The sequence below is a fragment of the Nocardioides humi genome (assembly GCF_006494775.1).
Taxonomy (GTDB): Bacteria; Actinomycetota; Actinomycetes; order Propionibacteriales; family Nocardioidaceae; genus Nocardioides; species Nocardioides humi.
This window is the reverse complement of record NZ_CP041146.1, coordinates 2,359,169-2,381,559: the sequence shown is the minus strand read 5'-3', so window position 1 is coordinate 2,381,559 and position 22,391 is coordinate 2,359,169. Positions and strand designations below refer to the sequence as shown.

Annotated in this window: 21 protein-coding genes and 1 pseudogene; 8 read left to right on the top strand and 14 right to left on the bottom strand. The window is 72.5% G+C overall.

Annotated elements, in window-relative coordinates:
• The 4 genes and pseudogenes from FIV44_RS11735 to FIV44_RS33155 form a co-directional block, all read right to left on the bottom strand.
• The gene (locus tag FIV44_RS11735; RefSeq protein WP_141004594.1) at positions 1-453 is read right to left on the bottom strand and encodes a WXG100 family type VII secretion target; all 453 of its coding nucleotides are present in this window, start codon (positions 451-453) and stop codon (positions 1-3) included.
• 59 nt (positions 454-512) lie between these two features.
• Positions 513-1,682: an aminotransferase class I/II-fold pyridoxal phosphate-dependent enzyme gene (locus FIV44_RS11730; protein ID WP_246086924.1), complete on the bottom strand. Its 1,170-nt coding sequence runs from the start codon at positions 1,680-1,682 to the stop codon at positions 513-515.
• Positions 1,683-1,790: 108 nt separating this feature from the next.
• Positions 1,791-2,828, bottom strand: coding sequence for an FAD-dependent oxidoreductase (locus FIV44_RS11725; RefSeq protein WP_281285862.1), 1,038 nt, complete (start codon positions 2,826-2,828; stop codon positions 1,791-1,793).
• 134 nt (positions 2,829-2,962) lie between these two features.
• Positions 2,963-3,202, bottom strand: a pseudogene (locus FIV44_RS33155) (FAD-dependent oxidoreductase); the annotation flags it as partial.
• Positions 3,203-3,377: 175 nt separating this feature from the next.
• Here FIV44_RS33155 and FIV44_RS11720 point away from each other — a divergent pair.
• The gene (locus tag FIV44_RS11720) at positions 3,378-4,871 is read left to right on the top strand and encodes a potassium/proton antiporter (RefSeq protein WP_141004593.1); all 1,494 of its coding nucleotides are present in this window, start codon (positions 3,378-3,380) and stop codon (positions 4,869-4,871) included.
• Between the two features lie 18 nt (positions 4,872-4,889).
• Here FIV44_RS11720 and FIV44_RS11715 read toward each other — a convergent pair whose 3' ends face one another.
• Complete coding sequence (locus tag FIV44_RS11715) at positions 4,890-5,432, bottom strand: LytR C-terminal domain-containing protein (protein ID WP_141004592.1); 543 nt, start codon at positions 5,430-5,432, stop codon at positions 4,890-4,892.
• A gap of 7 nt (positions 5,433-5,439) precedes the next feature.
• Positions 5,440-5,736 (bottom strand): type II toxin-antitoxin system VapB family antitoxin, encoded by a 297-nt coding sequence (locus tag FIV44_RS11710; protein WP_141004591.1) that lies wholly within the window; start codon positions 5,734-5,736, stop codon positions 5,440-5,442.
• A 66-nt stretch (positions 5,737-5,802) separates the two neighbouring features.
• Here FIV44_RS11710 and FIV44_RS11705 point away from each other — a divergent pair, with 66 nt between their 5' ends.
• Positions 5,803-7,458 carry a helicase HerA-like domain-containing protein gene (locus tag FIV44_RS11705; protein ID WP_141004590.1) on the top strand — a complete coding sequence of 552 codons (1,656 nt, stop codon included), beginning with the start codon at positions 5,803-5,805 and terminating at the stop codon, positions 7,456-7,458.
• A 6-nt stretch (positions 7,459-7,464) separates the two neighbouring features.
• Here the strand turns inward: FIV44_RS11705 and FIV44_RS11700 are convergent, their stop codons facing one another.
• Positions 7,465-7,677, bottom strand: a complete 213-nt coding sequence (locus FIV44_RS11700; RefSeq protein WP_141004589.1) for a hypothetical protein — start codon at positions 7,675-7,677, stop codon at positions 7,465-7,467.
• Positions 7,678-7,808: 131 nt separating this feature from the next.
• The gene (locus FIV44_RS11695; RefSeq protein ID WP_141004588.1) at positions 7,809-8,561 is read right to left on the bottom strand and encodes a helical backbone metal receptor; all 753 of its coding nucleotides are present in this window, start codon (positions 8,559-8,561) and stop codon (positions 7,809-7,811) included.
• 180 nt (positions 8,562-8,741) lie between these two features.
• On the opposite strand from FIV44_RS11695, the gene FIV44_RS11690 reads away from it, so the two are divergent.
• Together FIV44_RS11690 and FIV44_RS30440 are read left to right on the top strand one after the other, a co-directional pair.
• Positions 8,742-9,668 (top strand): glycoside hydrolase family 16 protein, encoded by a 927-nt coding sequence (locus FIV44_RS11690; protein WP_141004587.1) that lies wholly within the window; start codon positions 8,742-8,744, stop codon positions 9,666-9,668.
• 26 nt (positions 9,669-9,694) lie between these two features.
• A complete protein-coding gene (locus tag FIV44_RS30440; protein WP_181411122.1) occupies positions 9,695-10,042 on the top strand; it encodes a YrdB family protein in 348 nt (115 codons plus the stop codon).
• Between the two features lie 15 nt (positions 10,043-10,057).
• On the opposite strand, the gene FIV44_RS11680 is transcribed toward FIV44_RS30440, so the two are convergent.
• Complete coding sequence (locus FIV44_RS11680; protein WP_141004585.1) at positions 10,058-10,555, bottom strand: thioesterase family protein; 498 nt, start codon at positions 10,553-10,555, stop codon at positions 10,058-10,060.
• A gap of 168 nt (positions 10,556-10,723) precedes the next feature.
• Between FIV44_RS11680 and FIV44_RS11675 the strand changes: the two genes are divergently transcribed.
• Entirely contained in the window at positions 10,724-11,998 is a 1,275-nt protein-coding gene (locus tag FIV44_RS11675; RefSeq protein ID WP_141004584.1) for an MFS transporter, read from the top strand.
• A gap of 122 nt (positions 11,999-12,120) precedes the next feature.
• On the opposite strand, the gene FIV44_RS11670 is transcribed toward FIV44_RS11675, so the two are convergent.
• Both FIV44_RS11670 and FIV44_RS11665 read right to left on the bottom strand, forming a co-directional pair.
• A complete protein-coding gene (locus FIV44_RS11670) occupies positions 12,121-13,710 on the bottom strand; it encodes a 4-hydroxyphenylacetate 3-hydroxylase family protein (RefSeq protein ID WP_141004583.1) in 1,590 nt (529 codons plus the stop codon).
• Between the two features lie 11 nt (positions 13,711-13,721).
• Positions 13,722-14,267, bottom strand: coding sequence for a flavin reductase family protein (locus FIV44_RS11665; protein WP_141004582.1), 546 nt, complete (start codon positions 14,265-14,267; stop codon positions 13,722-13,724).
• Positions 14,268-14,469: 202 nt separating this feature from the next.
• Here FIV44_RS11665 and FIV44_RS11660 point away from each other — a divergent pair, with 202 nt between their 5' ends.
• From FIV44_RS11660 to FIV44_RS33150, 3 genes are all read left to right on the top strand, one after another.
• Entirely contained in the window at positions 14,470-15,405 is a 936-nt protein-coding gene (locus tag FIV44_RS11660) for an AraC family transcriptional regulator (RefSeq protein ID WP_141004581.1), read from the top strand.
• Positions 15,406-15,444: 39 nt separating this feature from the next.
• Entirely contained in the window at positions 15,445-15,978 is a 534-nt protein-coding gene (locus tag FIV44_RS11655) for a tetratricopeptide repeat protein (RefSeq protein ID WP_181411121.1), read from the top strand.
• Positions 15,979-16,042: 64 nt separating this feature from the next.
• On the top strand, positions 16,043-16,909 hold the full coding sequence (locus FIV44_RS33150) for a collagen-like domain-containing protein (protein ID WP_141004579.1): 867 nt from the start codon (positions 16,043-16,045) through the stop codon (positions 16,907-16,909).
• Here the strand turns inward: FIV44_RS33150 and FIV44_RS11645 are convergent.
• The 3 genes from FIV44_RS11645 to icmF all read right to left on the bottom strand — a co-directional run bounded on the left by FIV44_RS11645 (position 16,882) and on the right by icmF (position 22,354).
• Positions 16,882-18,165: an RNA polymerase sigma factor gene (locus FIV44_RS11645; RefSeq protein ID WP_141004578.1), complete on the bottom strand. Its 1,284-nt coding sequence runs from the start codon at positions 18,163-18,165 to the stop codon at positions 16,882-16,884. The two genes, FIV44_RS33150 and FIV44_RS11645, sit on opposite strands and share 28 nt — an antisense overlap.
• Positions 18,166-18,414: 249 nt before the next feature.
• A complete protein-coding gene (locus FIV44_RS11640; protein WP_141004577.1) occupies positions 18,415-18,789 on the bottom strand; it encodes a YciI family protein in 375 nt (124 codons plus the stop codon).
• A gap of 394 nt (positions 18,790-19,183) precedes the next feature.
• On the bottom strand, positions 19,184-22,354 hold the full coding sequence (icmF, locus tag FIV44_RS11635; RefSeq protein ID WP_141004576.1) for a fused isobutyryl-CoA mutase/GTPase IcmF: 3,171 nt from the start codon (positions 22,352-22,354) through the stop codon (positions 19,184-19,186).
• Positions 22,355-22,391: the final 37 nt, after the last annotated feature.

Genomic DNA, 22,391 nt, shown 5'->3' with positions numbered 1-22,391 from the left:
TCAGCGCTCCAGGCCGGGGACGTCGACGGCGAGCCAGTCGCGGTGGCCCGGCGGGGGCGGGGTGAAGGCGTCGAGCACCTCGTCGAGCGGGTCGGGCGAGACCTGCGGGCCGTCGTTGGTCTCGTTGCGGGCGGCGATCGCGGCGATCCGGGCCCGGGCGTCGGCGACCAGCGCGGACACCCGCGCCTGGGTCGCGGCGATCTCCTCGCGCACCGCGTCCACGCTCTCCGCGTGGTCGGCGAGGGCGTCGGCGGCGCCGATGTGGCGGTCGGCGGCGACCCGGAGGTGGCTGGCGCGGTCGGTCACCCGCTCCCGCATCGCCTCGGCGGCGCGGCCGGTCCACCCGAGGCCCTCGACCCGTGCGACCAGCTCGTCGGCGAGGGCGCGGACGTCGGCACCCTGGTCCCGCAGCTGCGCGGCACGACGCCGGATGACCTCGCTGTCGCCGTACATGAGACGCGCCCTTCCCCTTTCGTGTCCGTGCCAAACCTGCGGATTCCCCCGCCACTCTTCTACAGGTTGCCGTCCAGCCGGTCGAGCGCGGTGGTGATCTCGTCGGCGGTCCCGGCGAAGCTGAACCGCAGGAACCGGCCGCCGTCGACGGTGTCGAAGTCGATGCCGGTGGCGACCGCGACGCCCGTGCGGGCCAGCAGATCGCGGCAGTAGGCCATCGAGTCGCTCGTCAGGTGGCCGACGTCGGCGTAGGCGTAGAACGCGCCGTCCGCCGGGGCGAGCCGGGTGATGCCGAGCCGCTGGAGGCCGTCGAGCAGCAGCCCGCGGTTGTGGGCGTAGCGCTGCACGTGGCCGTCCAGCTCGGCGTACGCCGCGTCCTCGAAGGCGGCCAGCGCCGCCTGCTGGGCGAGCACCGGCGGGCAGATCGAGAAGTTGCCCGTGAGTACGTCGACCGGCCGGCGCAGCCGCTCGGGCGCGAGCATCCAGCCCAGCCGCCAGCCGGTCATCGAGAAGTACTTCGAGAACGAGCCGAACACGACCGCCTCCCGGGAGGTCTCCCAGGCGCAGCTCGCCCGGGCGCCGGCGTACTGGATGCCGTGGTAGATCTCGTCGGAGACCAGCTGCACGCCGCTGTCCTCGCACCAGCGCGCGATCGCGGCGAGCTCCTCGGGCAGCAGCATGGTGCCGGTCGGGTTGGCGGGGCTGGCGACCACGACGCCGTCGAGCGGCTGCCGGGCGTGCGTCTGCGCCAGCTGCAGCGGTGTCGGCTGGAAGCGGGTGTCCGGGCCGGTCGGGATCTCGACCACCTCGCAGCCCAGCGCGGCCAGCACGTTGCGGTAGCAGGGGTAGCCGGGCCGGGCGATCCCCACCCGCGCCCCCGCGTCGAACGCCGCGAGGAAGGCCAGCAGGAAGCCGCCGCTGGAGCCGGTCGTCAGCACCACGTCGTCGGCGGTCACCTCGATGCCGTAGCGCCGGCGGTGGTGGCCGGCGATCGCCGCGCGCAGCTCGACGATCCCGGTCGCGGTCGTGTAGCCGAGCGGGTCGCCGCCGCCGAGCAGCCGGATCGCCGCGGCGTTGACGGTCGCCGGGGCGCCGGTGCTGGGCTGGCCCGCCACCAGGTTGACGAGGTCGCCGTGGGTGCGCTGCCGCTCGGCCGCCGCGGCCAGCAGATCCATCACGTGGAAGGGCGGCACGTTCGCCCGGGCGGCGGCGGTGAGGCGATCGGTCACCCGGTCATCCTGTCACCGCGACCCGGCGCATCCTGACCTCCCTGAGACGCCGACCCGGCGCAAACTGCCCCGGCTCGCTGCGCTCGCGGTCAGTTTCCGCCGGGTCGGCTACCGCGCCTCGCTGCGCTCGCGCGCCCGGGCCGAGGCGGCGTGGCGCCCGGCTCGGCGGCCGAAGAAGGAACCCTCGCCGAGCTGGGTGCCGGAGCAGTAGCCGTTGCCGTCCTGGGCGATATTGGACGCGCAGGCGCCGGCGGCGTACAGGCCCGGGACCACCGAGCCGTCGGTACGCCGGACCTCGCCGTCGACGGTCGTGGCCATGCCGCCGATGGTGAAGCCGGCGTAGAGCGCGACGCCCAGCGACAGGTCGAGGACGGCCCACGGGCCGGCGGTCTGGGGGGCGATCCAGTCGGGGTGCTTGTGGAAGTCGGGGTCCTCGCCGTCGGCCGCGTGCTCGTTGTAGCGCTCGACGGTGGCGACCAGCGCGCCGTCGGGCATGCCGAGGCCGGCCTCCATCTCCTCGAGGGTCTCGAAGCCGTCCTTGAGCGGGACGAGCGGCATGTGGTCCTCGCCGAGGTGCTCGCTGTCGACGATGAGGTACGCGACCGCGTCCGGCTGCTGCATCACGTGGTACGACGTCCGCGCGTGGTAGCTGTCCTCGGCGACGAACCGGCGGCCGTCCCGGTTGACGATGATCCCCTTGCACCGCGAGGACGGCGGGTAGAACGGCGCGGTGATGAACGGCTCCTCCATGTTCTCCAGGGCCGCGCCGACGGACTCGCCGAGGCGGATGCCCAGCCCGTCGTCGTACGTCGAGCCGAGGGTGAACAGCTTGGATCCGAGCGCGGGGGTGTAGCGGGCGACCATGTCGGCGTTCATCACGAACCCGCCCGCGGCGACGACGACGCCGTCGGCGCGGATCACGCCGGTGCGCTCGAACGACTTCCAGGCCACCCCGACCACCCGGCCCGACTCCGGCGGGCCGTCGACGACGAGGTTGGTCGCGCCGGTCTCGTAGCGGACCTCGACGCCGGCCTCCTCGACGGCGGTGCGCAGCAGGTCCACCACGATCCTGGTGCCCTCGGTGTCGCCCGGCACGGGGACCTTGTGGCCCGCGGGGCGGGCGGGACCCGGTCGCGGAACGGCCAGACCTTCTCGTTGCCGGTGAACATCAGCCCCTCGGTGCCGGGCTGGATCACGGCCTTGCCGGGGAAGTAGGAGCGCTCGAAAGCGAAGCCGAGCGACTCCAGCCAGTCGAAGTGGGCGACCGATCCCTCGCAGTAGGCGCGGATCTTCTCCTCGTCGGGGTCCTTCGTGGAGGCCATGAGGTACGCCGCCATCGCCTCGACCGAGTCGTCGTGGCCGGTGGCCCGCTGGACCGCCGTACCGCCGCCGAGATAGAAGTGCCCCCCGGACATCGACGACGTGCCGCCGTGCACGGCCGCCTTCTCCAGCAGGAGCACGCGGGCGCCGGCGCGCGCTGCCTCGAGTGCGGCGCACCCGCCGGCGATCCCGAAGCCCACGACGACGACGTCGGCACGCTCGGTCTCGTCGGTCAGCAGGCTCGCCGGCAGGACGTCGGGAATGGTCAGGCCGGCCGGGACGTTGGAGATCGCAGATGCCACGCCCTGAAATCTAGAACATGTTCTACCGATAGACTAGGGCCCCGCCACCCGACGAGAGCCGAGTGCCAATTTCATGTCCTTCGACGTCCACCAGCTCGACGCGTTCCTGCTGATCGGCGCCGGAGTCACCTTCCTCGCCGTGCTGGCGGTCCGGATGTCCTCCGGGGTCGGACTCCCCAGCCTCCTCGTCTACCTGCTCATGGGCGTCGCCCTGGGCGAGTCCGGGCTCGGCATCGCCTTCGACGACGCGCAGCTCGCGCACGCGATCGGCTTCGGCGCGCTCGCGGTGATCCTCGCCGAGGGTGGTCTCACGACCAACTGGCGCGACGCGCGCCCGGCGATGCGGATGGGCCTGTCCCTGGCCACCGTCGGCGTGCTCATCTCGATCGGCGTGGTCGCGCTGGGGGCGCACTTCCTGCTCGGGCTCTCCTGGCAGCTGTCCATCCTGCTCGGCGCCGTCTGCTCGCCGACCGACGCCGCCGCGGTCTTCTCGGTGCTGCGCGTCGTACCGCTCCCGAAGCGGATCACCGGCACGCTCGAGGCGGAGTCCGGCCTCAACGACGCCCCGACCGTCGTCCTCGTCACCCTCGTCTCCTCCGGTGCCGTCGGGGAGCACGGCCTGCTCGGCACAACCGGCATCGTGCTCTACGAGCTGATCGCCGGCGTCGCGATCGGCCTCGCGGCGGGCTTCGGCGGCGCCTGGGTGATGCGGCGCGCCGCGCTGCCCTCGTCCGGCCTCTACCCGATCGCGGTGCTCTGCCTGGCGCTGATCGGGTACGGCGCCGCCGCGGAGGTGCACGCCAGCGGCTTCGCGGCCGTGTACGTCGCCGCGCTCGTCCTCGGCAACGCCGACCTGCCCCACCGCCCGACCACGCGGTCGTTCGTGGAGGGGCTGGCCTGGCTGGCCCAGATCGGGCTGTTCGTCATGCTCGGCCTGCTGCTGTCGCCCGACCGGCTGTCCTGGACGACCGTCGGCATGGCCGTGGTCGCCGGCCTCGTCCTCACCTTCCTGGCCCGGCCGCTCTCCGTCGTGGTGAGCTCGGTCGTCAAGCCGATGCGCTGGGCGGAGCTGGCCTTCCTGTCGTGGGCCGGGCTGCGCGGCGCCGTCCCCATCGTCCTCGCCACGATCCCGCTGGCCGAGGACGTCGACGGCGCGACCCGGCTGTTCGACATCGTCTTCGTCCTCGTCGTCCTCGACACGCTGATCACGGCGCCGTCGCTCCCGTTCACCGCCCGGCTGCTGCGCGTCGCGCGCCGCTCGGAGCCCCGCGGGATCGAGGTCGAGGCGGCGCCCCTGGACCGGGTGGCCGCCGACCTGCTGCAGATCGCCATCAGCCCGGGGTCGCAGCTGCACGGCGTCGAGGTCGGCGAGCTGCGCCTGCCCGTGGGCGCGAACGTCTCCATGGTCGTCCGGGAGGGCCAGACGCTGGTGCCGGAGCGTCGTACCGTCCTGCGCCACGGCGACGACCTCATCGTCGTCACGCCCCGCCGGCTCCGCGAGGCCACCGAGCAGCGGCTGCGGCAGGTCAGCACCGGAGGCCGGCTCGCGCAGTGGCTCGAGGACTGACCTCCCGTAGGCTCAGGCTCAGGTCGCGTCGTCGGGCTTGCTGCTGAGCGGCGGCGTGCAGACGTACGCATCGGCGCGGGCGGTCACCGTCGGGTGGCCCTGGACGACGCCCTGGAACCGCTTGCCGACCACGATCGTCACGCCCGGGTAGCCCGAGGGCTGGTCGACGACGTCGACGTCGTCACCGAGGTACGACGCCAGCAGCATCGTCGCCGGATCGTCGGGGTCGTCGGACCACACCTGCGCGGCCACCGGGCCGTCGGTGTCGGGCGCGTTGCCGAGGCTGCCCTTGGCGAACCCGAACTCCACGAGCTCGTCCATCGTCTTGCTCGCGAGGCCGTTGGCGCCGCCCCCGTTGAGCACGGTGACCATCACCTGCGGCGGCGCGAGGTCGTCCCCCGCCGGGATCAGCGTGTCGGTGCACGGCGCCGCCTCGGCCTTCTCGGGGAACGGCTCGGTCACCCGCGACCAGCCCCACGCCGCGGCGGCGACGAACACCACCGCCAGCGCGCCCAGCGTGATCGCCGAGCGGCTGCTCGCCCTGACATCGAGACCGTCCATGGGTGTCTCAGCCCTCCATCCGGATCACGCGTGCATGGAGGACGTGCCGCTGCTGCAGCGCGGCACGGAGGGCGCGGTGCAGCCCGTCCTCGAGGTAGTAGTCGCCCTGCCAGAGCACGACGTGGGCGAAGAGGTCGCCGAAGAACGTCGAGTCCTCGTCGAGCAGGGACGACAGCTGCAGCGTGTCCTTGGTCGTGACCAGCTGGTCCAGCCGGACCTGGCGCGGAGGCACGGCAGCCCACCCCTTGGAGTCGAGGCCGTGGTCGGGGTAGGGACGCCCGACCCCCACGCGCTTGAAGATCACGGCTTCGGATTCTACGGGGCGGTCCGCCCGCTGACCGCGACGGCGTGTTCCGCCTAGAGTTCCGGCATGACGCAGGAGCAGACGCCCACTCCCGACGCAGCACCTGACAGCCCGCCCGTCGAGGCCCCGGCGGCGGAGACCCCGGCGACCGACGCGCCGCCCGCACCCGCGGCGAGCAGCCCGATCGAGGAGGCGATCGCCCCCGGGTACGCCTTCGAGGGGCCCGCGCTCGAGCTGGGCGGCCTGATGACCGGCCCGGACCAGCTCTCCGCCAGCACGATCCGGATCCCGCTGGCGATGCTCAACCGGCACGGCCTGGTCGCCGGCGCGACCGGTACCGGCAAGACCAAGACGCTCCAGCTGCTCGCCGAGCAGCTCAGCGCCGCCGGCGTACCGGTCTTCGCCGCCGACATCAAGGGCGACCTCTCCGGCATCGCCACCCCCGGCGAGGCCAACGACAAGCTCCTCGCGCGGACGAAGTCGGTCGGGCAGGACTGGACGGCGACGGCCTTCCCGGTGGAGTACTACGCGCTCGGCGGCCAGGGCATCGGCATCCCGATCCGGGTGACGGTGTCCTCCTTCGGCCCGATCCTGCTCAGCCGGGTGCTCGGGCTCAACGACACCCAGGAGTCCAGCCTGGGCCTGGTCTTCCACTACGCCGACAAGCAGGGCCTGCCGCTGCTCGACCTCCAGGACCTGCGGGCCGTGGTCCAGCACCTGACGAGCGACGAGGGCAAGGCCGACCTCAAGGAGCTCGGCGGGCTGTCCTCGGCGACGGCCGGGGTGATCCTGCGCGAGCTGATCGCGTTCGCCGACCAGGGTGCCGAGGCGTTCTTCGGCGAGCCGGAGTTCGACTCCGCCGACCTGCTCCAGCAGGCGCCCGACGGCCGCGGCCTGGTCAACCTGGTCGAGCTGCCCAACCTGCAGGACCGGCCGGCGATCTTCTCCACCTTCCTGATGTGGCTGCTCGCCGACCTGTTCCACGACCTGCCCGAGGTCGGGGACGTCGACCAGCCCAAGCTGGTGTTCTTCTTCGACGAGGCGCACCTGCTGTTCAAGGACGCGTCGAAGCCGTTCCTCGAGCAGATCGCCCAGACCGTGCGGCTGATCCGGTCCAAGGGCGTCGGCGTCTTCTTCGTCACGCAGAGCCCGACCGACGTGCCCGACGACGTGCTCGCGCAGCTCGGCTCGCGGATCCAGCACCAGCTCCGCGCCCACACCCCCAACGACGCCAAGGCGCTCAAGGCGACCGTCAACACCTACCCCCGGAGCGCGTACGACGACCTCGGCGAGGTCATCACCACGCTCGGGATCGGCGAGGCCATCGTCACGGTGATGGGCGAGAAGGGCGCGCCGACGCCGGTGGCCTGGACCCGCCTGCGGGCGCCGGAGTCGCTGATGGCGCCCAGCAGCACGGAGTCCATGGAGGCCACCGTCAAGGCCAGCTCCCGCTACGCGACGTACGCCGAGGTCGTCGACCGCGAGTCGGCCCGGGAGATCCTGGCCAAGAAGCTCGAGGAGGGCGCCAAGGCGGCCGATCAGGCGAAGGGCGCGCCCGCCGCCAAGCCGAAGGCCGGCACGGCGAAGAAGAAGGACGACGGCGGCGGGGCCGGCAAGATCGCCAAGGACGTGGTGCAGTCCTCGGCGTTCAAGCAGTTCATGCGCACCGCGGCCGCCGAGATCGCCCGGGGCATGTTCGGCACCGCCCGGCGGCGCCGCTGACCCGCCTCAGGCGGTCCAGCGGATGGCGTCGTCGACGAAGTCGGCGAGCGGATGGACACCGCGCAGGTCGCTGCGCTCCTCCATCAGGCGCGAGAGGCCCTGGGCATGGCGGCTGCGGAGAGCGGCGCGGCGGACGAGGGTGCGGTCCACGGGGTCGAGGTCGTCGACGGGCTCGAGGTGACGCCCTGCGGTCTGGGTCTCAGGAGAGGTCGTCTTCATGCATCCAGCCTGCGCGCCTCACGTTTCCAATGTCCAGCGCGTTGGTTAAGAATCCGTGACTCGGCCTGTGAGGCGCACGACACCGGCGATCCGGCCGTTCGGCGCGGGGCCGCGCCAGGACGCGCACGGGGTCAGCCTGACAGCACGTCGTGGGCCTCGACCATCGCCGGGCCGTACCAGGTCAGCAGGCGTCCCGACACCAGCCGCGTCGTGATGTCCGGGAACGCCTCCGGGCCGTCGTCGGCGGTGAACACATAGGGCTCGTCGGGCAGCAGGACCAGGTCGACCGCGGCCGGGTCGAGGTCGGCCAGGTCGATCGCCGGATAGCGGTCCGGCCCGTCGTCGTACGCATTGGCCCAGCCGAGCCGGCGCAGCAGGTCGCCGGTGTAGGTGCGCGGGCCGACGACCATCCACGGGTCCCGCCAGATCGGTACGACGACCCGGCCGCGCGGCGCCGGCGGCGGGCCGTCCCAGCTGGCCCGCGCCCGGACCAGCCAGCCGGGCTCGGGGAGGCCGAGCGCCTCGTCGTAGAGGCGGGCGAGGGAGGCGATCGCCTGCGGCACGGTCTCGATCGAGGTGACCCAGACGGGCACGCCGGCGTCGCGGAGGCGGCGCACGTCGAGCGCGCGGTTCTCCTCCTGGTTGGCGACCACGAGGTCGGGCTCGAGCGCGCGGAGCGCGGCGAGGTCGGGGTTCTTGGTGCCGCGGACCCGGGTGACATCGAGGTCGGCGGGGTGGGTGCACCAGTCCGTGGCGCCGACGAGGCGCTCGGGCACGTCGGTCGCGAGGGCCTCGGTGATCGAGGGCACCAGGGACACCACGCGTCGTACCGGACCGGGGAGGGGGACCTCGTCGCCGAGGTCGTCGACGGCGCGGGAGGTCACCAGGCCACCGTAGCCCGGGGCTCTCACAGCCGATCGACAGGTTCCGGCCGACGCCTCACGACCTCTAGCCAGTAACACGTTCTATGCGCAAGGATCGTCCCGACCTCGCGGTCCGGCCGCCATGGGAGCCCCCTGACGGGGCTGACCGGATCGCATTCCGGGGGGAGAGAAAGGTCCGTCATGCTCCGGTTCCGACTCCTGTGCGCCCTCGGCGCGGCCCTGGCCGCCGTCGCGGCGCTCGCGCCCGTCGCCGCCGGCCCGACCGTGGCCGCGCCCGCGATCGCCGCCACGGCCACCACCGCGGCCGCCGCCGCGGCGGCGCCGACCTGCGGCGGCGAGCGGCCGGCGAAGCCGACCGGTGGGCGGTACGCCTGCACGTTCGAGGACGAGTTCGACGGGACCGCGCTCGACCGCTCCACGTGGGTCGTCCAGGAGACCGCGGTCACCGGCATCAGCGCCCTCGGCAAGGGCTGCTACGTCGACGACCCCGACAACATCCGGGTGGCCTCCGGGCAGCTCCACCTGACCGCGCGCAAGGAGCCGGCGTTCTTCCCCTGCAAGGGCCCGCTGTTCACCTACAACGCCGAGCGCACGGCCGCCACGATCGGCACCTACGGGAAGTTCACCCAGACCTACGGCCGGTTCGAGTTCCGCGCCAAGATGCCCGCCACGACCGTGACCGGCATCCACTCGGCGCTGTGGCTGTACCCGCAGAAGCACACCTACGGCGGCTGGCCCAACTCCGGCGAGGTCGACGTCGCCGAGTGGTTCAGCGCCGACGCCGGCCGGGTCTACCCCTCGGTGCACTACGCGGGCGAGAACACCCTGCTGAGCACCGGCTACAACTGCACGATGGCCACCGCCGGCACCGAGTACCACCGGTACGCCGTCGAGTGGACGCCGACCTCGATGCGCTTCCTGTACGACGGCAAGGAGTGCTTCTCCCACGCCTGGACCCCGTCCGCGCCGCTCACGGCACCGCAGCCGTTCGACCAGCCGTTCTACGTCGTGCTCACCCAGGTCTTCGGCGGCAGCTGGAACGCCATCACCCAGCAGACCCCGCCCGAGGCGACGATGAGCGTCGACTGGGTGCGGGTCTGGCAGTAGCTCCCCGCGCGCGCCATGATCGGCTCGTGAACGCGATCTTCGGGTGGTCCGTGCTGGCCCTGGTCTTCGTCGACGAGCTGCTCGCCGTGGCGGCCTTCGGGGTCTGGGGCTGGCACCACGACCCGCGGTGGCTGCTGGTCTGGCTGCTCCCGGTGGCCGGGATGGCGGTGTGGTTCTGCTTCGCGTCCCCGAAGGCGCCGTACGGCGGCGGGCTGGTGCGCCCGCTGGCCAAGGTCGTCGTCTTCGGCCTCGCCTGCGTGGCGCTGTGGGACGCCGGCCACGAGGACTGGGCGATCGCGCTGCTCGTCTTCTCCATGGTGGTCAACGGCCTCGCGCAGCTGCCGAGCATCCGGGTGCTGGTGGACGAGCAGTAGGCCCGGCCGGCCGCGTCAGCGCAGCGCCAGGAAGCCGGAGGTGGCCGGCTCCCACGCGATCGCCGCGTGCTCGGCGACCCGCTTGTCGAGCCCCACGGCGATGTCGTCGGGCCAGGGAACGGTCTTGCGGTCGGCGAGCCGGACGCAGAGGAAGATCTCCTCGAAGTAGCAGGCGACGCGCTGGTTGGTGTCGTCGAGGATGTGCACGAGGGCGTGGGCGGCGCGCTCGGAGCGGCCGAGCAGGCGCACCCGCACGGACATCTGGTCGCCGGTCCGCAGCTCGTGCAGGTAGGTCAGGTGGTGCTCGGCCGACAGGCAGGCGAAGCCGCTGAGCACCGGCCAGTTGAACGGGATCCCGATGTCGTACAGCGACTCGTCCAGGCCCTCGCTGCCGATGCCGAGGTAGTGCCGCACGTTGAGGAAGCCGTTGCTGTCCTCGAACGCGCTGGGAACCGGCTGGACCGCGAAGGCGGGCAGGGTGACGAGCTGGTCGTACGTCGGCTGCGTGCTCATGACCCGGACCCTAGCGTCGCCGGCGACATCCGGTGCCGATTGGCTGACGTGCGGCACGCCGCGATAATCTGAGCGGAGTCGTTCCCATCCGTGGGTGCATCTACCTCGCGCCGGTCGTCGGACCGGCGGTCCAAGGCGGCACCAGTTCCACCCCTTGGAGTCGAGGTCATGCACGATCACGCGCCCTCCCTGGTCCGCGCCGCCGGTCCGTCGTACTTCCCGATCGCCCTCGTGGCCCGGATGCCGTACGCGATGATGGTCGTCGGGGTGCTCACCCTGGTCGTCGCCGGGCGGGACTCGCTCGCGTTCGGCGGGCTCAACTCGGCGGTGGTCGGCCTCGGCGCCGCCTGCGTGGGGCCGCTGCTCGGCGCGGCCGCCGACCGGTTCGGCCAGCGGCGGGTGCTGCTGGTCAGCGGCCTGGCGTCGGCGACCGCGCTCGGCCTGATGGCGTGGGTCGTCTACAGCCCGCTGCCGGCCGCGGCCGTGCTCGCGGTCGCCTTCCTGGTCGGCGCGAGCGCGCCGCAGATCGCGCCCATGTCGCGCAGCCGGCTGGTGCAGATCATCGGTGCGCGGATCGCACCCGGGCGCCGCTCGCGGACCTTCGACTCCACGATGGCCTACGAGTCGGCCGCCGACGAGCTGGTCTTCATCGTCGGGCCGTTCGTCGTCGGCATCCTCGGCACGACGCTCGACCCGTGGGCGCCGGTCGCCGGCGCCGCGGTGCTCACGCTGGTGTTCGTGACGGCGTTCGCGCTGCACCCGTCCGCGCTCGCCGCGGCCGGACGCGACGAGGACGCGCTGCCGCCCGCCCCCGTCCGCGATCTCTTCCGGCCCGCCGTGCTGGCGGTCGTGGTCGGGATCTTCGGCGTCGGGCTGTTCTTCGGCGCGATGCTCACCTCGCTCACGTCGTTCATGGCCGACCACGGCCGGCCCGCCTCCGCCGGCCTCGTGTACGGCGTGATGGGGATCGGCTCCGCCGCGCTGGCCCTCGGCGTGGCGCTGTTCCCCTCCTCGTTCTCGCTGCGGGCGCGCTGGCTGGTGTTCGGCGCCACGATGCTCGCGGGCGCGGCCCTGCTGCCGAACGTGTCGTCGGTCGCGGCCATGTGCGCGGTGCTGCTGCTCATCGGCTGCGGCATCGGGCCGACCATGGTCACCCAGTACAGCCTCGGCGCCCTGCGCAGCCCCGTCGGCCGCTCGGCCACGGTGATGACCATCCTCGGCTCGGCCGTCATCGTCGGCCAGTCGCTCGCCTCGGCCGTCACCGGCGAGCTGGCCGACCGGTTCGGCACCTCCACCGCGCTGTTCGTGCCGATCGCCGCTGCTGGGGTCGTCGTCCTCGCCGGCATGGCGAACCGGGTCCTCTCCCGCCCCGTCCCGCCCCGCGACCCGGCCCGTCCTGACCTCGAGCTGACGCCGACCCGGCCCGTCCTGACCTCGAGCTGACGCCGACCCGGCCCGTCCTGACCTCGAGCTGACGCCGTCCCGGCGCGAAAGGACCTGCACGCGAAAGGTCCTTTCGCGCCGGGTCAGCGCGAATTGCGGGTCAGCTTGCGCCGGGTCGCGGATCAGAACAGGTCGGGGACCGTCCAGCCGTCGAGGTCGTACTCGCCGAGGAACTCGTCGGCGAAGCCCTTCATCCGGTCGACGATGCCCCGGTTCTGGGCGGCGAAGAGCAGCTCGGCCTTCACGTTCTCGTGGTTGCCCGAGTAGTTGCGCTCGTACAGCTCGTGCCGGCCGCCGAACTCCGACCCGATCGAGTCCCACAGCGCCTTCATCACCTTCACGCGGTCCACGGCGGTGATGCCGTTGGAGCCGCGGACGTACTTGTCGAGGTACGGGCGCACCTCCGCGGACTTGAAGTCGGCGGAGCCGGACGGCAGGTAGATCAGGCCGGAGGCGACGTCCTGCTCGATGATCTCCTTGACCCGCGGATAGCCGTGGATCATGAACATCCGGTAGGTCAGGCCGTACTCCAGCTTCGGGATCACCGCGTCGCCCACCCACGGCTCGGGGTCGCGGGCCATCGACTCGGTCAGCGACCAGAACAGGTTGCGCCAGCCGATGACCTCGCCGACCCGGGTCTGCACGCCGCGGAAGTCGCCGGAGCCGGTGGTCTCGAGGGCCTTCAGAAGCAGGCCGGCGATGAAGTCGAGCTTCACCGCCAGCCGGGTGCAGCCCTGGAAGGTGAACCGCGGGAGGAAGCCGGACTGGGGGAAGAATGCGTTGATGCGGTCCACGTCGCCGTACATGAAGACGTTCTCCCAGGGCACCAGCACCTTGTCGAAGACGAAGATGGTGTCGTTCTCGTCCATCCGGCTCGACAGGGGGTAGTCGAAGGGGGTGCCGTTCCTCGCGGCCTGCTCGGTGTACGACGAGCGGCAGATCAGCTTGATGCCGGGGGCGTCCATCGGGACGGTGCAGATCAGCGCGAACTGCTTCTTGCGGATCGGCAGACCGTAGTGCGCGATGAAGTTGTAGTTGGTGATCGCCGAGCCGGTCGCGACCACCTTGGCGCCGGAGACGACCAGGCCGGCGTCGGTCTCCTTCTCGACCTTCATGTAGACGTCGCCGACCTCGTCCGGCGGCAGGTTGCGGTCCACCGGCGGGTTGATGATCGCGTGGTTCCAGTAGAGGACCTTCTCCTGCGACTCGCGGTACCACCGCTCGGCGTTGTCCTGGAACGGCGCGTAGAGCTCCTTGTTGGCGTGCAGCGTGCCGAGGAAGCTCGCCTTGTAGTCGGGGCTGCGGCCCATCCAGCCCCACGTCATCCTCGCCCAGCGCGCGATCGCGTCGCGCTCCTTGAGCAGGTCCGCCGAGGAGGTCGGGGTCTTGAAGAAGGGCATCGTCACGCCGCCGTTGCCGGTGTCGGTGGGCACGGTGAGCTCGTCGACGTGCGGTCCGGTGTGCAGGGCGTCGTACAGGCGGGCGGTCATCCGGATCGGGTTGCGGAACGCCGGGTGCGTGGTGACGTCCTTCACCCGCTCGCCGTGGAGGTAGATCTCCCGGCCGTCCTTGAGGCTCTCGATGTACTCGTCGCCGGTCATCGGGCGGGAGGCGAAGTTGGTCTGCCGGTTGGCCGGCGAGTCCGCGGCCGGGTTGACGGTCGGCGGACCGTCGGCGGCAGCGCTCGTCTCGGGTGCGAGGGTGTCGGTCATCGGGAATCTCCTCAGTAGTGGGTGTCGGCCGGCACGAGCGCGCCGAACCAGCTGGTGTGGGGGTCGTCCTGGCAGCCGAGCCAGACGACGTCGGACGAACGGCGGCCGATCTGGTGGAAGGCGCTGTCGTGGAACAGCAGCGGCGGTCGGCCGGTGCTGACCACGTCGACCACCTCGCCGAGGAACAGCAGGTGGTCGCCGCCGTCGTCGGTGCGGTGCGCGCGGCAGGTGATGGTGGCCGCCGTACCGCGCAGGGAGGGCGCCGTGGCGCCGTCGCACCACGGCACCGGGTCCGGGCCCGGCCGGCCCGCGAAGTGCATCGCGACGTCGACCTGGTCGGAGGCCAGCACGTTGACGGCGAAGGACGCGCCGTCGAGGTACGCCGCCGCCTTCGACGTCCGGGTCAGCGCCACCTGGACCAGCGGCGGGTCCAGGGAGATCGGGGTGAACGCGGTGACCGTCGCGCCGTGGTGCGCGCCGTCCGGCGTACGGCAGGTGATGACGGTGACGCCGGTCGCGAAGCGGCCGAAGGTCGACCGCAGGGTGCGCGGGTCCATGGGGGGTCCTCCGTCGGTCTCGGGGACCGCCCTGTGGTGGCGGTCACGTGAGCCGGGACGCTAGGCCGGTACGACGGGCCCGGCGATCCGCTCGGCGAAGGCGCTGTCCGGATTGCGCACCGGGTTGGATCGGGTGCGTTTTCCGGATGACGGAGTTCGCTTAGTGTGAGGGGCGTCACGATCGAGGCCGAGGGGGTGGATCATGAGCGCGACCGGCACGGTCACGGCGTCCTCCGACGAGCTGGGCGGCTTCTCCGACTCCGTCGCCCGCGCGTACTTCCCCCACCGGCTGCTCGTGAAGGGTCGTGCGACCGGTCCCGCCGACCTGCGTGCGGTCGATCTCGGCCCGGTGCGCCTGGCCCGGATCGGCTGGGGCTCGGAGGTCTCCGTCGAGTCCGACCACCCCGGTGCGTGGGCGGTGAACGTGCCCCGAAGCGGCGTGCTCGAGGCGCAGATCGGCGCCCACCACGTGCTCTCCCTCGACGGGCAGGCCACCGTGTGCCCGCCCAACGAGGAGACCCGGATGACCCGCTGGTCGGCCGACTGCTCGATCGTCGGGATGCGGGTCGACCGGGCCTATCTCGTCGAGGAGGTGGCCGCCCTGGTCGGCCTGCACACCGACCGGCTCCCGGCCCAGCTGGACCTGCGCACCGACGGCGGCCGCGCCTGGGTCGGGCTGCTCGCCTCGATCGGCACCGAGGCCCTGCGCAACCCCGCCCTCGCCCGCGACGAGCGCGTGGCGCGGCGTCTCGCGGCCACCCTCACCGCCGCCTTCGTCGCCGCCTCCTTCCCCGAGGAGCCCGGGTGCGGCACGGTCCGGCCGCGGATCGTGTCGCGGGTCGTCGAGGCGATCGAGGCCGACCCGGCGCGCGACTGGACCGCCGCCGAGCTCGCCCGCGAGGCCGGCGTCGGCATCCGCCGGCTCCAGCAGGGCTTCCAGCGCTACCTCGGCCACACCCCGACCCAGCACCTCCTCGCCGTCCGGCTCGAGCGGGTGCACGCCGACCTGCTCGCCGCCACCGACGGCAGCGTCGCCGACCTCGCCAGCAGGTGGGGGTTCGCCCACCTCGGGCGGTTCGCCGCGTCGTACCGGGAGAGGTACGGCGTGGCGCCGTCGGTCACCCTGCGCGGTCGGTGAGGGGGAGGGGAGAGCGCCGGGGCGCGTAGGATCCGCGCCGTGTCCCGACGCCTGCACCTGCTGGCGGCGCTCGCCGCCGTCGTGGCCGCCACCCTGCTCTCCGGCTGCAGCGACGAGGAGCCGGGAGCCGAGTCGAGCGCGTCCGCGCTGCTCCAGACCGGCCTCGACCAGCTCAGCGAGGGGTCCACCGCGGCCGCGCGGGGCACCTTCGAGAACGTCCTGGTCCTCGACCCGGACAACCAGTACGCCCTCTACAACCTGGGGTTGATCGCGCAGGCCGACGGTGACGAGGACGAGGCCCGGGCGAGGTACGACGCGGCGCTGGCCGCCGATCCCGACTACGCCCCGGCGCTCTACAACCGCGCCATCCTCGACGAGCGGACGGACCTCGCGGCGGCGATCGCGACCTATCGCCGGGTGCTCGAGATCGACCCCGACCTCGCCGCGGCCCACATGCGCCTCGGCTTCGCCCTGCTCCACCTCGGGCAGACCGCGGAGGCGGAGGCCTCGCTCGCCCGGGGCGTCGCGCTGGACCCCGCGATGGCCGAGATCGAGGCGCCGTCCTACGAGTGAGGACCGCGGCACCGGATTTGTCGTCACCCTTCACAAAAAGTTCGCCGGCGGCGATAGTGGTCCCATGCGTCTCGTCGCCCCGGCCGCCGTCCGCCTTCTCCTGGGTGCGCTCGCGGCCGCGGTCGTCGCGGGCCTGACGCTCGTCGGCGTCGCGCCGGCCCCGGCAGCGTCGGCCGACGAGGACGGCGGCGCGACCGCCACCCGCGCGAGCATCACCGCCTGCCTGACGATCGCCACCGGCGAGCTGCGGGTGATCCCGAACCGCGCGGAGCGTCGTACCGGCAAGAAGAAGTGCCGGGGGTCGGAGCGGCTGATCCGGTGGCAGGTCGCGGGCGTGGCCGGACCGCAGGGCGAGGCCGGGCCCGCAGGCCCGGCGGGCGCCCAGGGGCCGCAGGGTGAGACCGGCCCGGCCGGGCCGGTCGGCCCGCAGGGCGCCATCGGTCCGCTCGGCCCGCAGGGTCCGGCCGGTCCCGCCGGACCGGTCGGTGCCATCGGACCCGCTGGTCCCGTCGGACCTACCGGCCCCATCGGTGCGACCGGCCCGCAGGGCCCCATCGGTCCCCAGGGCGCGACCGGGCCGACCGGGCCCGCCGGCCCCACCGGCCCCGTCGGCCCCACCGGCCCGGCCGGCGGGCTGGGTGGTGCGATCTACCGCACCGCCACGAGCACGACCTTCGAGCCCGACGGCGCGACCATCACCACGCTCACGGCCGACTGCCTGGCGGGGGAGATCGCGCTCGGCGGCGGCGTCCACGCGGCCGATCCGGCCACGGTGAGCGCGGGTCAGGTCCTGCAGCAGTCGTACCCCAGCAACAGCGCCGGCGCTCCGGTCACCACGGCGCCGAGCAGCTGGACGGTCGTCTACGCCAGCCTCGCCGCCCACTCGCCCGGCACGCTGACCGCCTACGTGCTCTGCGCCCCGGCGCCCTGACCGCGGGTCGTGGCGGCCCTCCGCTCCAGCAGGGTCCGCTCGTCCGCGTTGCGGGTACGACGAGCCGCCTCCGCGAACGCCTCGGCCGCCTCCGCGGGGCGGCCGGCGCGCTCGAGCAGGTCGCCGTGGACGCTCGGTAGCAGCGGGGAGTCGCGTAGCGCGTCGGCCGGGAGCGCCGCGAGGACCGCGAGTCCTGCTTCCGGGCCGTGCGCGCGGCCGTGGGCGACGGCCCGGTTGACCTCCACGACCGGGCCGGGCGCGGCCGCGGCGAGGACGTCGTACAGGCGGGAGATGCGGGGCCAGTCGGTGGCCTCGGCGGTGGCGGCGCGGGCATGCTCGGCGGCGATCGCGGCCTGGAGGACGTAGCGGCCCACGGGCACGCCCCGGGCGGCGATCGCCTCCGCGCGGGCGAGGGCGGCGAGGCCGCGGCGGATGAGCAGCTCGTCCCAGAGCGCCCGGTCCTGGTCGTCGAGCAGGACCGGGCTGCCGTCGGCGTCGGCGCGTGCGGGCAGGCGGGAGCCCTGGAGCTCGAGCAGCGCCTGCAGGCCGTGCACCTCGGGCTCGGCGGGGGCGAGCTCGGCCAGCAGCCGGGCCAGCCGGATCGCCTCCGCCACGAGATCGGGTCGGGTCCAGTCGTCGCCGGCCGTGGCGGCGTACCCCTCCGTGAAGATCAGGTAGACGACCGCCATCACGTCGTCGAGACGCTCCGTGCGCTCGGCGCCGGTCGGCAGCTCCAGCTCGGCGCCGGCGTCGGACAGGGTGCGCTTGGCGCGCGAGATCCGCTGGCCCATGGTGGCGTCGGGGACCAGGAACCCGCGCGCGATCTCGGTCGTCGTCAGCCCGCCGACCAGGCGCAGGGTGAGGGCAGCGCGGGACTCGGGCGTCAGCGCGGGGTGGCAGCACAGGAACACCAGCCGCAGCACGTCGTCCTCGATGTGGTCCACCTGGGCCTCCAGGCCGGGCATCGGATCCGCTTCCCCGGCCGCCCGCTTGAGCTCGGCGGTCCTGCGGCGCAGCGTCTCGGCGCGCCGGAACGCGTCGACCGCCCGCCGCTTGGCGGTGGTCATCAGCCAGGCTGCCGGATTGGCGGGTACGCCGCGCTCCGGCCACTGCTCGAGCGCCGCGAGGAACGCGTCCTGGGCCAGATCCTCCGCGAGCCCCAGGTCGTGGGTCATCCGGGTCAGCGCCGCCACGAGGACCGGCGCCTCCCGGCGCCAGACCTCGATGACGACGTCGGTGGCGCCGGCCTCGGGCATGGGGCCAGCCTAGGTCCGCGCGAAGTGCGACCCCCGCAGGTGCGAAGTACGACCCCGGCAGGTGCGAAGTACGACCCCGGCAGGTGCGAAGTCGGGGGACTGCAGGGGCGAGATCAGGGAATTGCAGGGCGCGAGATCGGCAGCATCCGCACTTCGCGCCTGCAGACCTCGCACTTCGTGCGTGCGGAGGTCGCACCTCGCGCGTGCAACCCCCACACCTCGCGCGTGCAACCCCCACACTTCGTCGGTTCAGTCGGCCTGCGGGGGTGCCTCGGCGACCTGGCGGAGGGTGAGCACGAAGTCGAGCTCGGGCCAGTGGTCGGCGTGCAGCTGGGCCATCTCCCGCATGCTCTCGACCGCCGCGTCCTGGGAGTCGAACTGCAGCAGTGCCCAGCCGCCGACGACCTCCTTGGCCTCGGCGTACGGCCCGTCGACCCGGGTGGTCTCACCGCCGCGGATCACGAAGTTCACGGCGTCCTCGGTGCCGAACAGGCCGGCGCCGTCGAGGTAGTTGCCGTTGGCGGTGGTCTTGGCGATGAACTCGTCCATCGCGTCGATCAGCGGCTGCGGGGGAGCGGCGGTGATGCCCTCCTCCATCCGGATCAGGCCCATGTAGCGCGTCATGCGGATCAACCTCTCGGTTCGTAGGTGCTTGTCGAACCTACGTCGAACGGGCGGGCGCACTTTCGACACGGACTCTGGACGAGTTCTCCAGGCGCGGGTGGCGCGGGTGGCGCGGCGGCGGGTGGCCCGGCGGCGGGTGGCCCGGCGGCGGGTGCGCTGTAACACGTAGGGCGGGTGCGCTGTAACACGTAGTTCGCTCACCTACCAGCCCGGTGACATCGCGAAAAGGCCCCTGTGCCGGGCTGCTACCGAGGTGATGGGGCTGCCAGAGCGGCGAACGACGTGTTACAGCGGTGGTCGGGCTGCCAGAGCAGCGAACGACGTGTTACAGCGGTGGTCGGGCTGCCAGAGCAGCGATCAACGTGTTACAGCGGACCCTGGCCGGCGCCAGACCTCAGACATTTCTCCGGTACTGCCCGCCGACCTCGAAGAAGGCCTCGGTGATCTGGCCGAGGGAGCAGACCCGCGCGGCGTCCATGAGGACGGCGAACACGTTCTCGCCGCTCGTGGCCGCCTCCTTGAGCCGGGCGATCGCAGCGGTCGCGTCGTCGGCGTGGCGGGCCTGGAAGTCGCGGAGCCGTACGAGCTGCGAGTCCTTCTCCGAGGTGGTGGCGCGGGCCAGCTCGATGTGGTCGGGGGTGCCGTCGTCGCCGTCGGGCGCCCGGAAGGTGTTGACGCCGATGATGGGCAGGGTGCCGTCGTGCTTGCGGTGCTCGTAGAGCATCGACTCGTCCTGGATCCGGCCGCGCTGGTAGCCGGTCTCCATCGCGCCGAGGACGCCGCCCCGCTCGGAGATCCGGTCGAACTCGGCCAGGACGGCGGCCTCCACGAGGTCGGTGAGCTCGTCGACGACGTACGCGCCCTGGAGCGGGTTCTCGTTCATCGCCAGGCCCCACTCGCGGTTGATGATCAGCTGGATCGCGAGCGCGCGACGTACCGACTCGGCGCTCGGCGTCGTGACCGCCTCGTCGTAGGCGTTGGTGTGCAGCGAGTTGGCGTTGTCGTAGATCGCGATCAGCGCCTGCAGGGTGGTGCGGATGTCGTTGAAGTCCATCTCCTGCGCGTGCAGCGAGCGCCCGGAGGTCTGGACGTGGTACTTCAGCTTCTGCGAGCGCTCGTTGGCGCCGTACCGGTCCCGCATCGCGATCGCCCAGATCCGGCGGGCGACCCGGCCGATCACGGTGTACTCCGGGTCCATCCCGTTGGAGAAGAAGAACGACAGGTTGGGCGCGAAGTCGTCGATGTCCATGCCGCGCGCGAGGTACGACTCGACGTACGTGAAGCCGTTGGCGAGGGTGAACGCGAGCTGGCTGATCGGGTTCGCCCCGGCCTCGGCGATGTGGTAGCCGGAGATGGAGACCGAGTAGAAGTTGCGGACCTGCTGCTGGATGAACCACTCCTGGATGTCGGCCATGCAGCGCAGCGAGAATTCGGTGGAGAACAGGCAGGTGTTCTGCCCCTGGTCCTCCTTGAGGATGTCGGCCTGGACCGTGCCGCGCACCGTCTTGATCGCCTCGTACGGGTCGATCCCGCGCTCGCGGGCCTGGTCCATCGCGGTGTTGAGATAGAACGCGAGGACGGCGGGCGCCGGGCCGTTGATCGTCATCGACACCGAGGTCGTCGGCGACAGCAGGTCGAAGCCGTCGTACAGCGCCTTCATGTCCTCCAGCGTCGCCACCGAGACGCCGGAGGTGCCGATCTTGCCGTAGATGTCGGGGCGCTCGTCGGGGTCGCGGCCGTAGAGCGTCACCGAGTCGAACGCGGTCGACAGTCGGGTGGCCGGCTGGCCCTCGGAGAGCAGCTTGAACCGCTTGTTGGTGCGGAACGGGTCGCCCTCGCCGGCGAACATCCGGGCCGGGTCCTCGTCGGCGCGCTTGAAGGGGAAGACGCCCGCGGTGAAGGGGAAGTGGCCCGGCAGGTTCTCCCGGCGCCAGAAGCGCACCAGCTCGCCGTGGTCCTCGAAGCGGGGTACGGCGACCCGCGGCACCCGGTTGCCGGCGAGCGACTCGCGGCCCTTCGTGGCAGTGTCCTCGTCGTACGACGCCACCACGCCCGGCCACGCCGCGAGCTGGTCGCGGACGTCGAGGGGGAGGTCGTCGTGGGCGCGCGCGGCCGCGGCGGCGAGCTCCTCGATGTCGCCGAGCTCCTCGGCGACGGCGCCGAAGCGCTGCGCGCGGCGTACCTTCTCGACGAACACCTCGGTGTCGGCGTGGTAGCCGCGGACCGTCTCGGCGATCTCGGCGAGATAGCGCACCCGGTCGGCGGGCAGCACCTGCTGGATCCGGGTGGAGCGCTTGCCCTCGATCGGGGCCAGCAGGCCGTCGCCGACGGCGAGGCCCTGCCCGGCGAGCAGGCCGCGCAGGTGCTGGTAGAGCGCGGTGACGCCGTCGTCGTCGAAGGTCGCCGCGGAGGTGCCGAACACCGGCATGTCGGAGGGCTGCTGCCCGAACGCCTCGCGGTTGCGCACCAGCTGCCGGCCCACGTCGCGCAGCGCGTCCTCGGCGCCGCGGCGCTCGAACTTGTTGATCGCGACCGCGTCGGCGAAGTCGAGCATGTCGATCTTCTCCAGCTGCGACGCGGCGCCGAACTCCGGCGTCATGACGTAGAGCGAGGTGTCGACGAAGGGCACGATCGCCGCGTCGCCCTGGCCGATGCCGGGCGTCTCGATGACGACGAGGTCGAAGCCGGCCGCCTTGAGCACGGTGAGCACGTCGGGGAGGTGCTCGGGCACCTCGTGGGCGCCGCGGGTGGCGAGGCTGCGGAAGTAGACCTGGTTGCGGTCCAGCCCGTGGCCGGACAGGTCGAGGCTGTTCATCCGGATCCGGTCGCCGAGCAGCGCGCCGCCGCCCTTGCGCCGGGTCGGGTCCACGGCCAGCACCGCGACGCGGACCTTGTCCTGCTGGTCGACCCGCAGCCGTCGTACCAGCTCGTCGGTGAGGCTGGACTTGCCGGAGCCGCCGGTGCCGGTGATCCCGAGGATCGGTACGGCGTGCGCCGCGGCCGCCTCGGACAACCGGTCCAGCAGCCGGGCGTCGAGCCGGCCGAGCTCCGCGCCGGTGATGGCGCGGGCGAGGGCCGCGCGGTCGCCGCTGAGGACCTGCTCGGCGCTCACGCTGCCGGTCTCCCACAGGTCGGTGTCGCAGGCCTCGACGACGGTGTTGACCATGCCCGGCAGGCCGAGCCGCTGGCCGTCCTCGGGGGAGAAGATCGTGACACCGGACTCGCGCAGCCGCGAGATCTCGTCGTGGACGATGACGCCGCCGCCCCCGCCGACCACCTTGATGTGGCCGGCGCCGCGCTCGCGGAGCAGCTGGGTGAGGTACTCGAAGTACTCCACGTGCCCGCCCTGGTACGACGACACGGCGATGCCCTGCACGTCCTCCTCGATCGCGGCCTCGACCACCTCGGCCACCGACCGGTTGTGCCCGAGGTGGATCACCTCGCAGCCCTGGCTCTGGAAGATCCGCCGCATGATGTTGATCGACGCGTCGTGCCCGTCGAACAGGCTGGACGCCGTCACCAGGCGGACGGGGTGCTGCGGCACGTGCAGGGTGCGCTCGGACATCGATCCTCCAGACTCCTAGGACTTCCTATAGTAGGAC

What these genes read in the sequence shown, in the direction of transcription:
- FIV44_RS11735 (WP_141004594.1), bottom strand. Translation starts at nt 453, where the DNA reads ATGTACGGCGACAGCGAGGTCATCCGGCGTCGTGCCGCGCAGCTGCGG.
- FIV44_RS11720 (WP_141004593.1), top strand. Translation starts at nt 3,378, where the DNA reads ATGTCCTTCGACGTCCACCAGCTCGACGCGTTCCTGCTGATCGGCGCC.
- FIV44_RS11715 (WP_141004592.1), bottom strand. Translation starts at nt 5,432, where the DNA reads ATGGACGGTCTCGATGTCAGGGCGAGCAGCCGCTCGGCGATCACGCTG.
- FIV44_RS11705 (WP_141004590.1), top strand. Translation starts at nt 5,803, where the DNA reads ATGACGCAGGAGCAGACGCCCACTCCCGACGCAGCACCTGACAGCCCG.
- FIV44_RS11700 (WP_141004589.1), bottom strand. Translation starts at nt 7,677, where the DNA reads ATGAAGACGACCTCTCCTGAGACCCAGACCGCAGGGCGTCACCTCGAG.
- FIV44_RS11690 (WP_141004587.1), top strand. Translation starts at nt 8,742, where the DNA reads ATGCTCCGGTTCCGACTCCTGTGCGCCCTCGGCGCGGCCCTGGCCGCC.
- FIV44_RS11680 (WP_141004585.1), bottom strand. Translation starts at nt 10,555, where the DNA reads ATGAGCACGCAGCCGACGTACGACCAGCTCGTCACCCTGCCCGCCTTC.
- FIV44_RS11675 (WP_141004584.1), top strand. Translation starts at nt 10,724, where the DNA reads ATGCACGATCACGCGCCCTCCCTGGTCCGCGCCGCCGGTCCGTCGTAC.
- FIV44_RS11670 (WP_141004583.1), bottom strand. Translation starts at nt 13,710, where the DNA reads ATGACCGACACCCTCGCACCCGAGACGAGCGCTGCCGCCGACGGTCCG.
- FIV44_RS11665 (WP_141004582.1), bottom strand. Translation starts at nt 14,267, where the DNA reads ATGGACCCGCGCACCCTGCGGTCGACCTTCGGCCGCTTCGCGACCGGC.
- FIV44_RS11660 (WP_141004581.1), top strand. Translation starts at nt 14,470, where the DNA reads ATGAGCGCGACCGGCACGGTCACGGCGTCCTCCGACGAGCTGGGCGGC.
- FIV44_RS33150 (WP_141004579.1), top strand. Translation starts at nt 16,043, where the DNA reads ATGCGTCTCGTCGCCCCGGCCGCCGTCCGCCTTCTCCTGGGTGCGCTC.
- FIV44_RS11645 (WP_141004578.1), bottom strand. Translation starts at nt 18,165, where the DNA reads ATGCCCGAGGCCGGCGCCACCGACGTCGTCATCGAGGTCTGGCGCCGG.
- FIV44_RS11640 (WP_141004577.1), bottom strand. Translation starts at nt 18,789, where the DNA reads ATGACGCGCTACATGGGCCTGATCCGGATGGAGGAGGGCATCACCGCC.
- icmF (WP_141004576.1), bottom strand. Translation starts at nt 22,354, where the DNA reads ATGTCCGAGCGCACCCTGCACGTGCCGCAGCACCCCGTCCGCCTGGTG.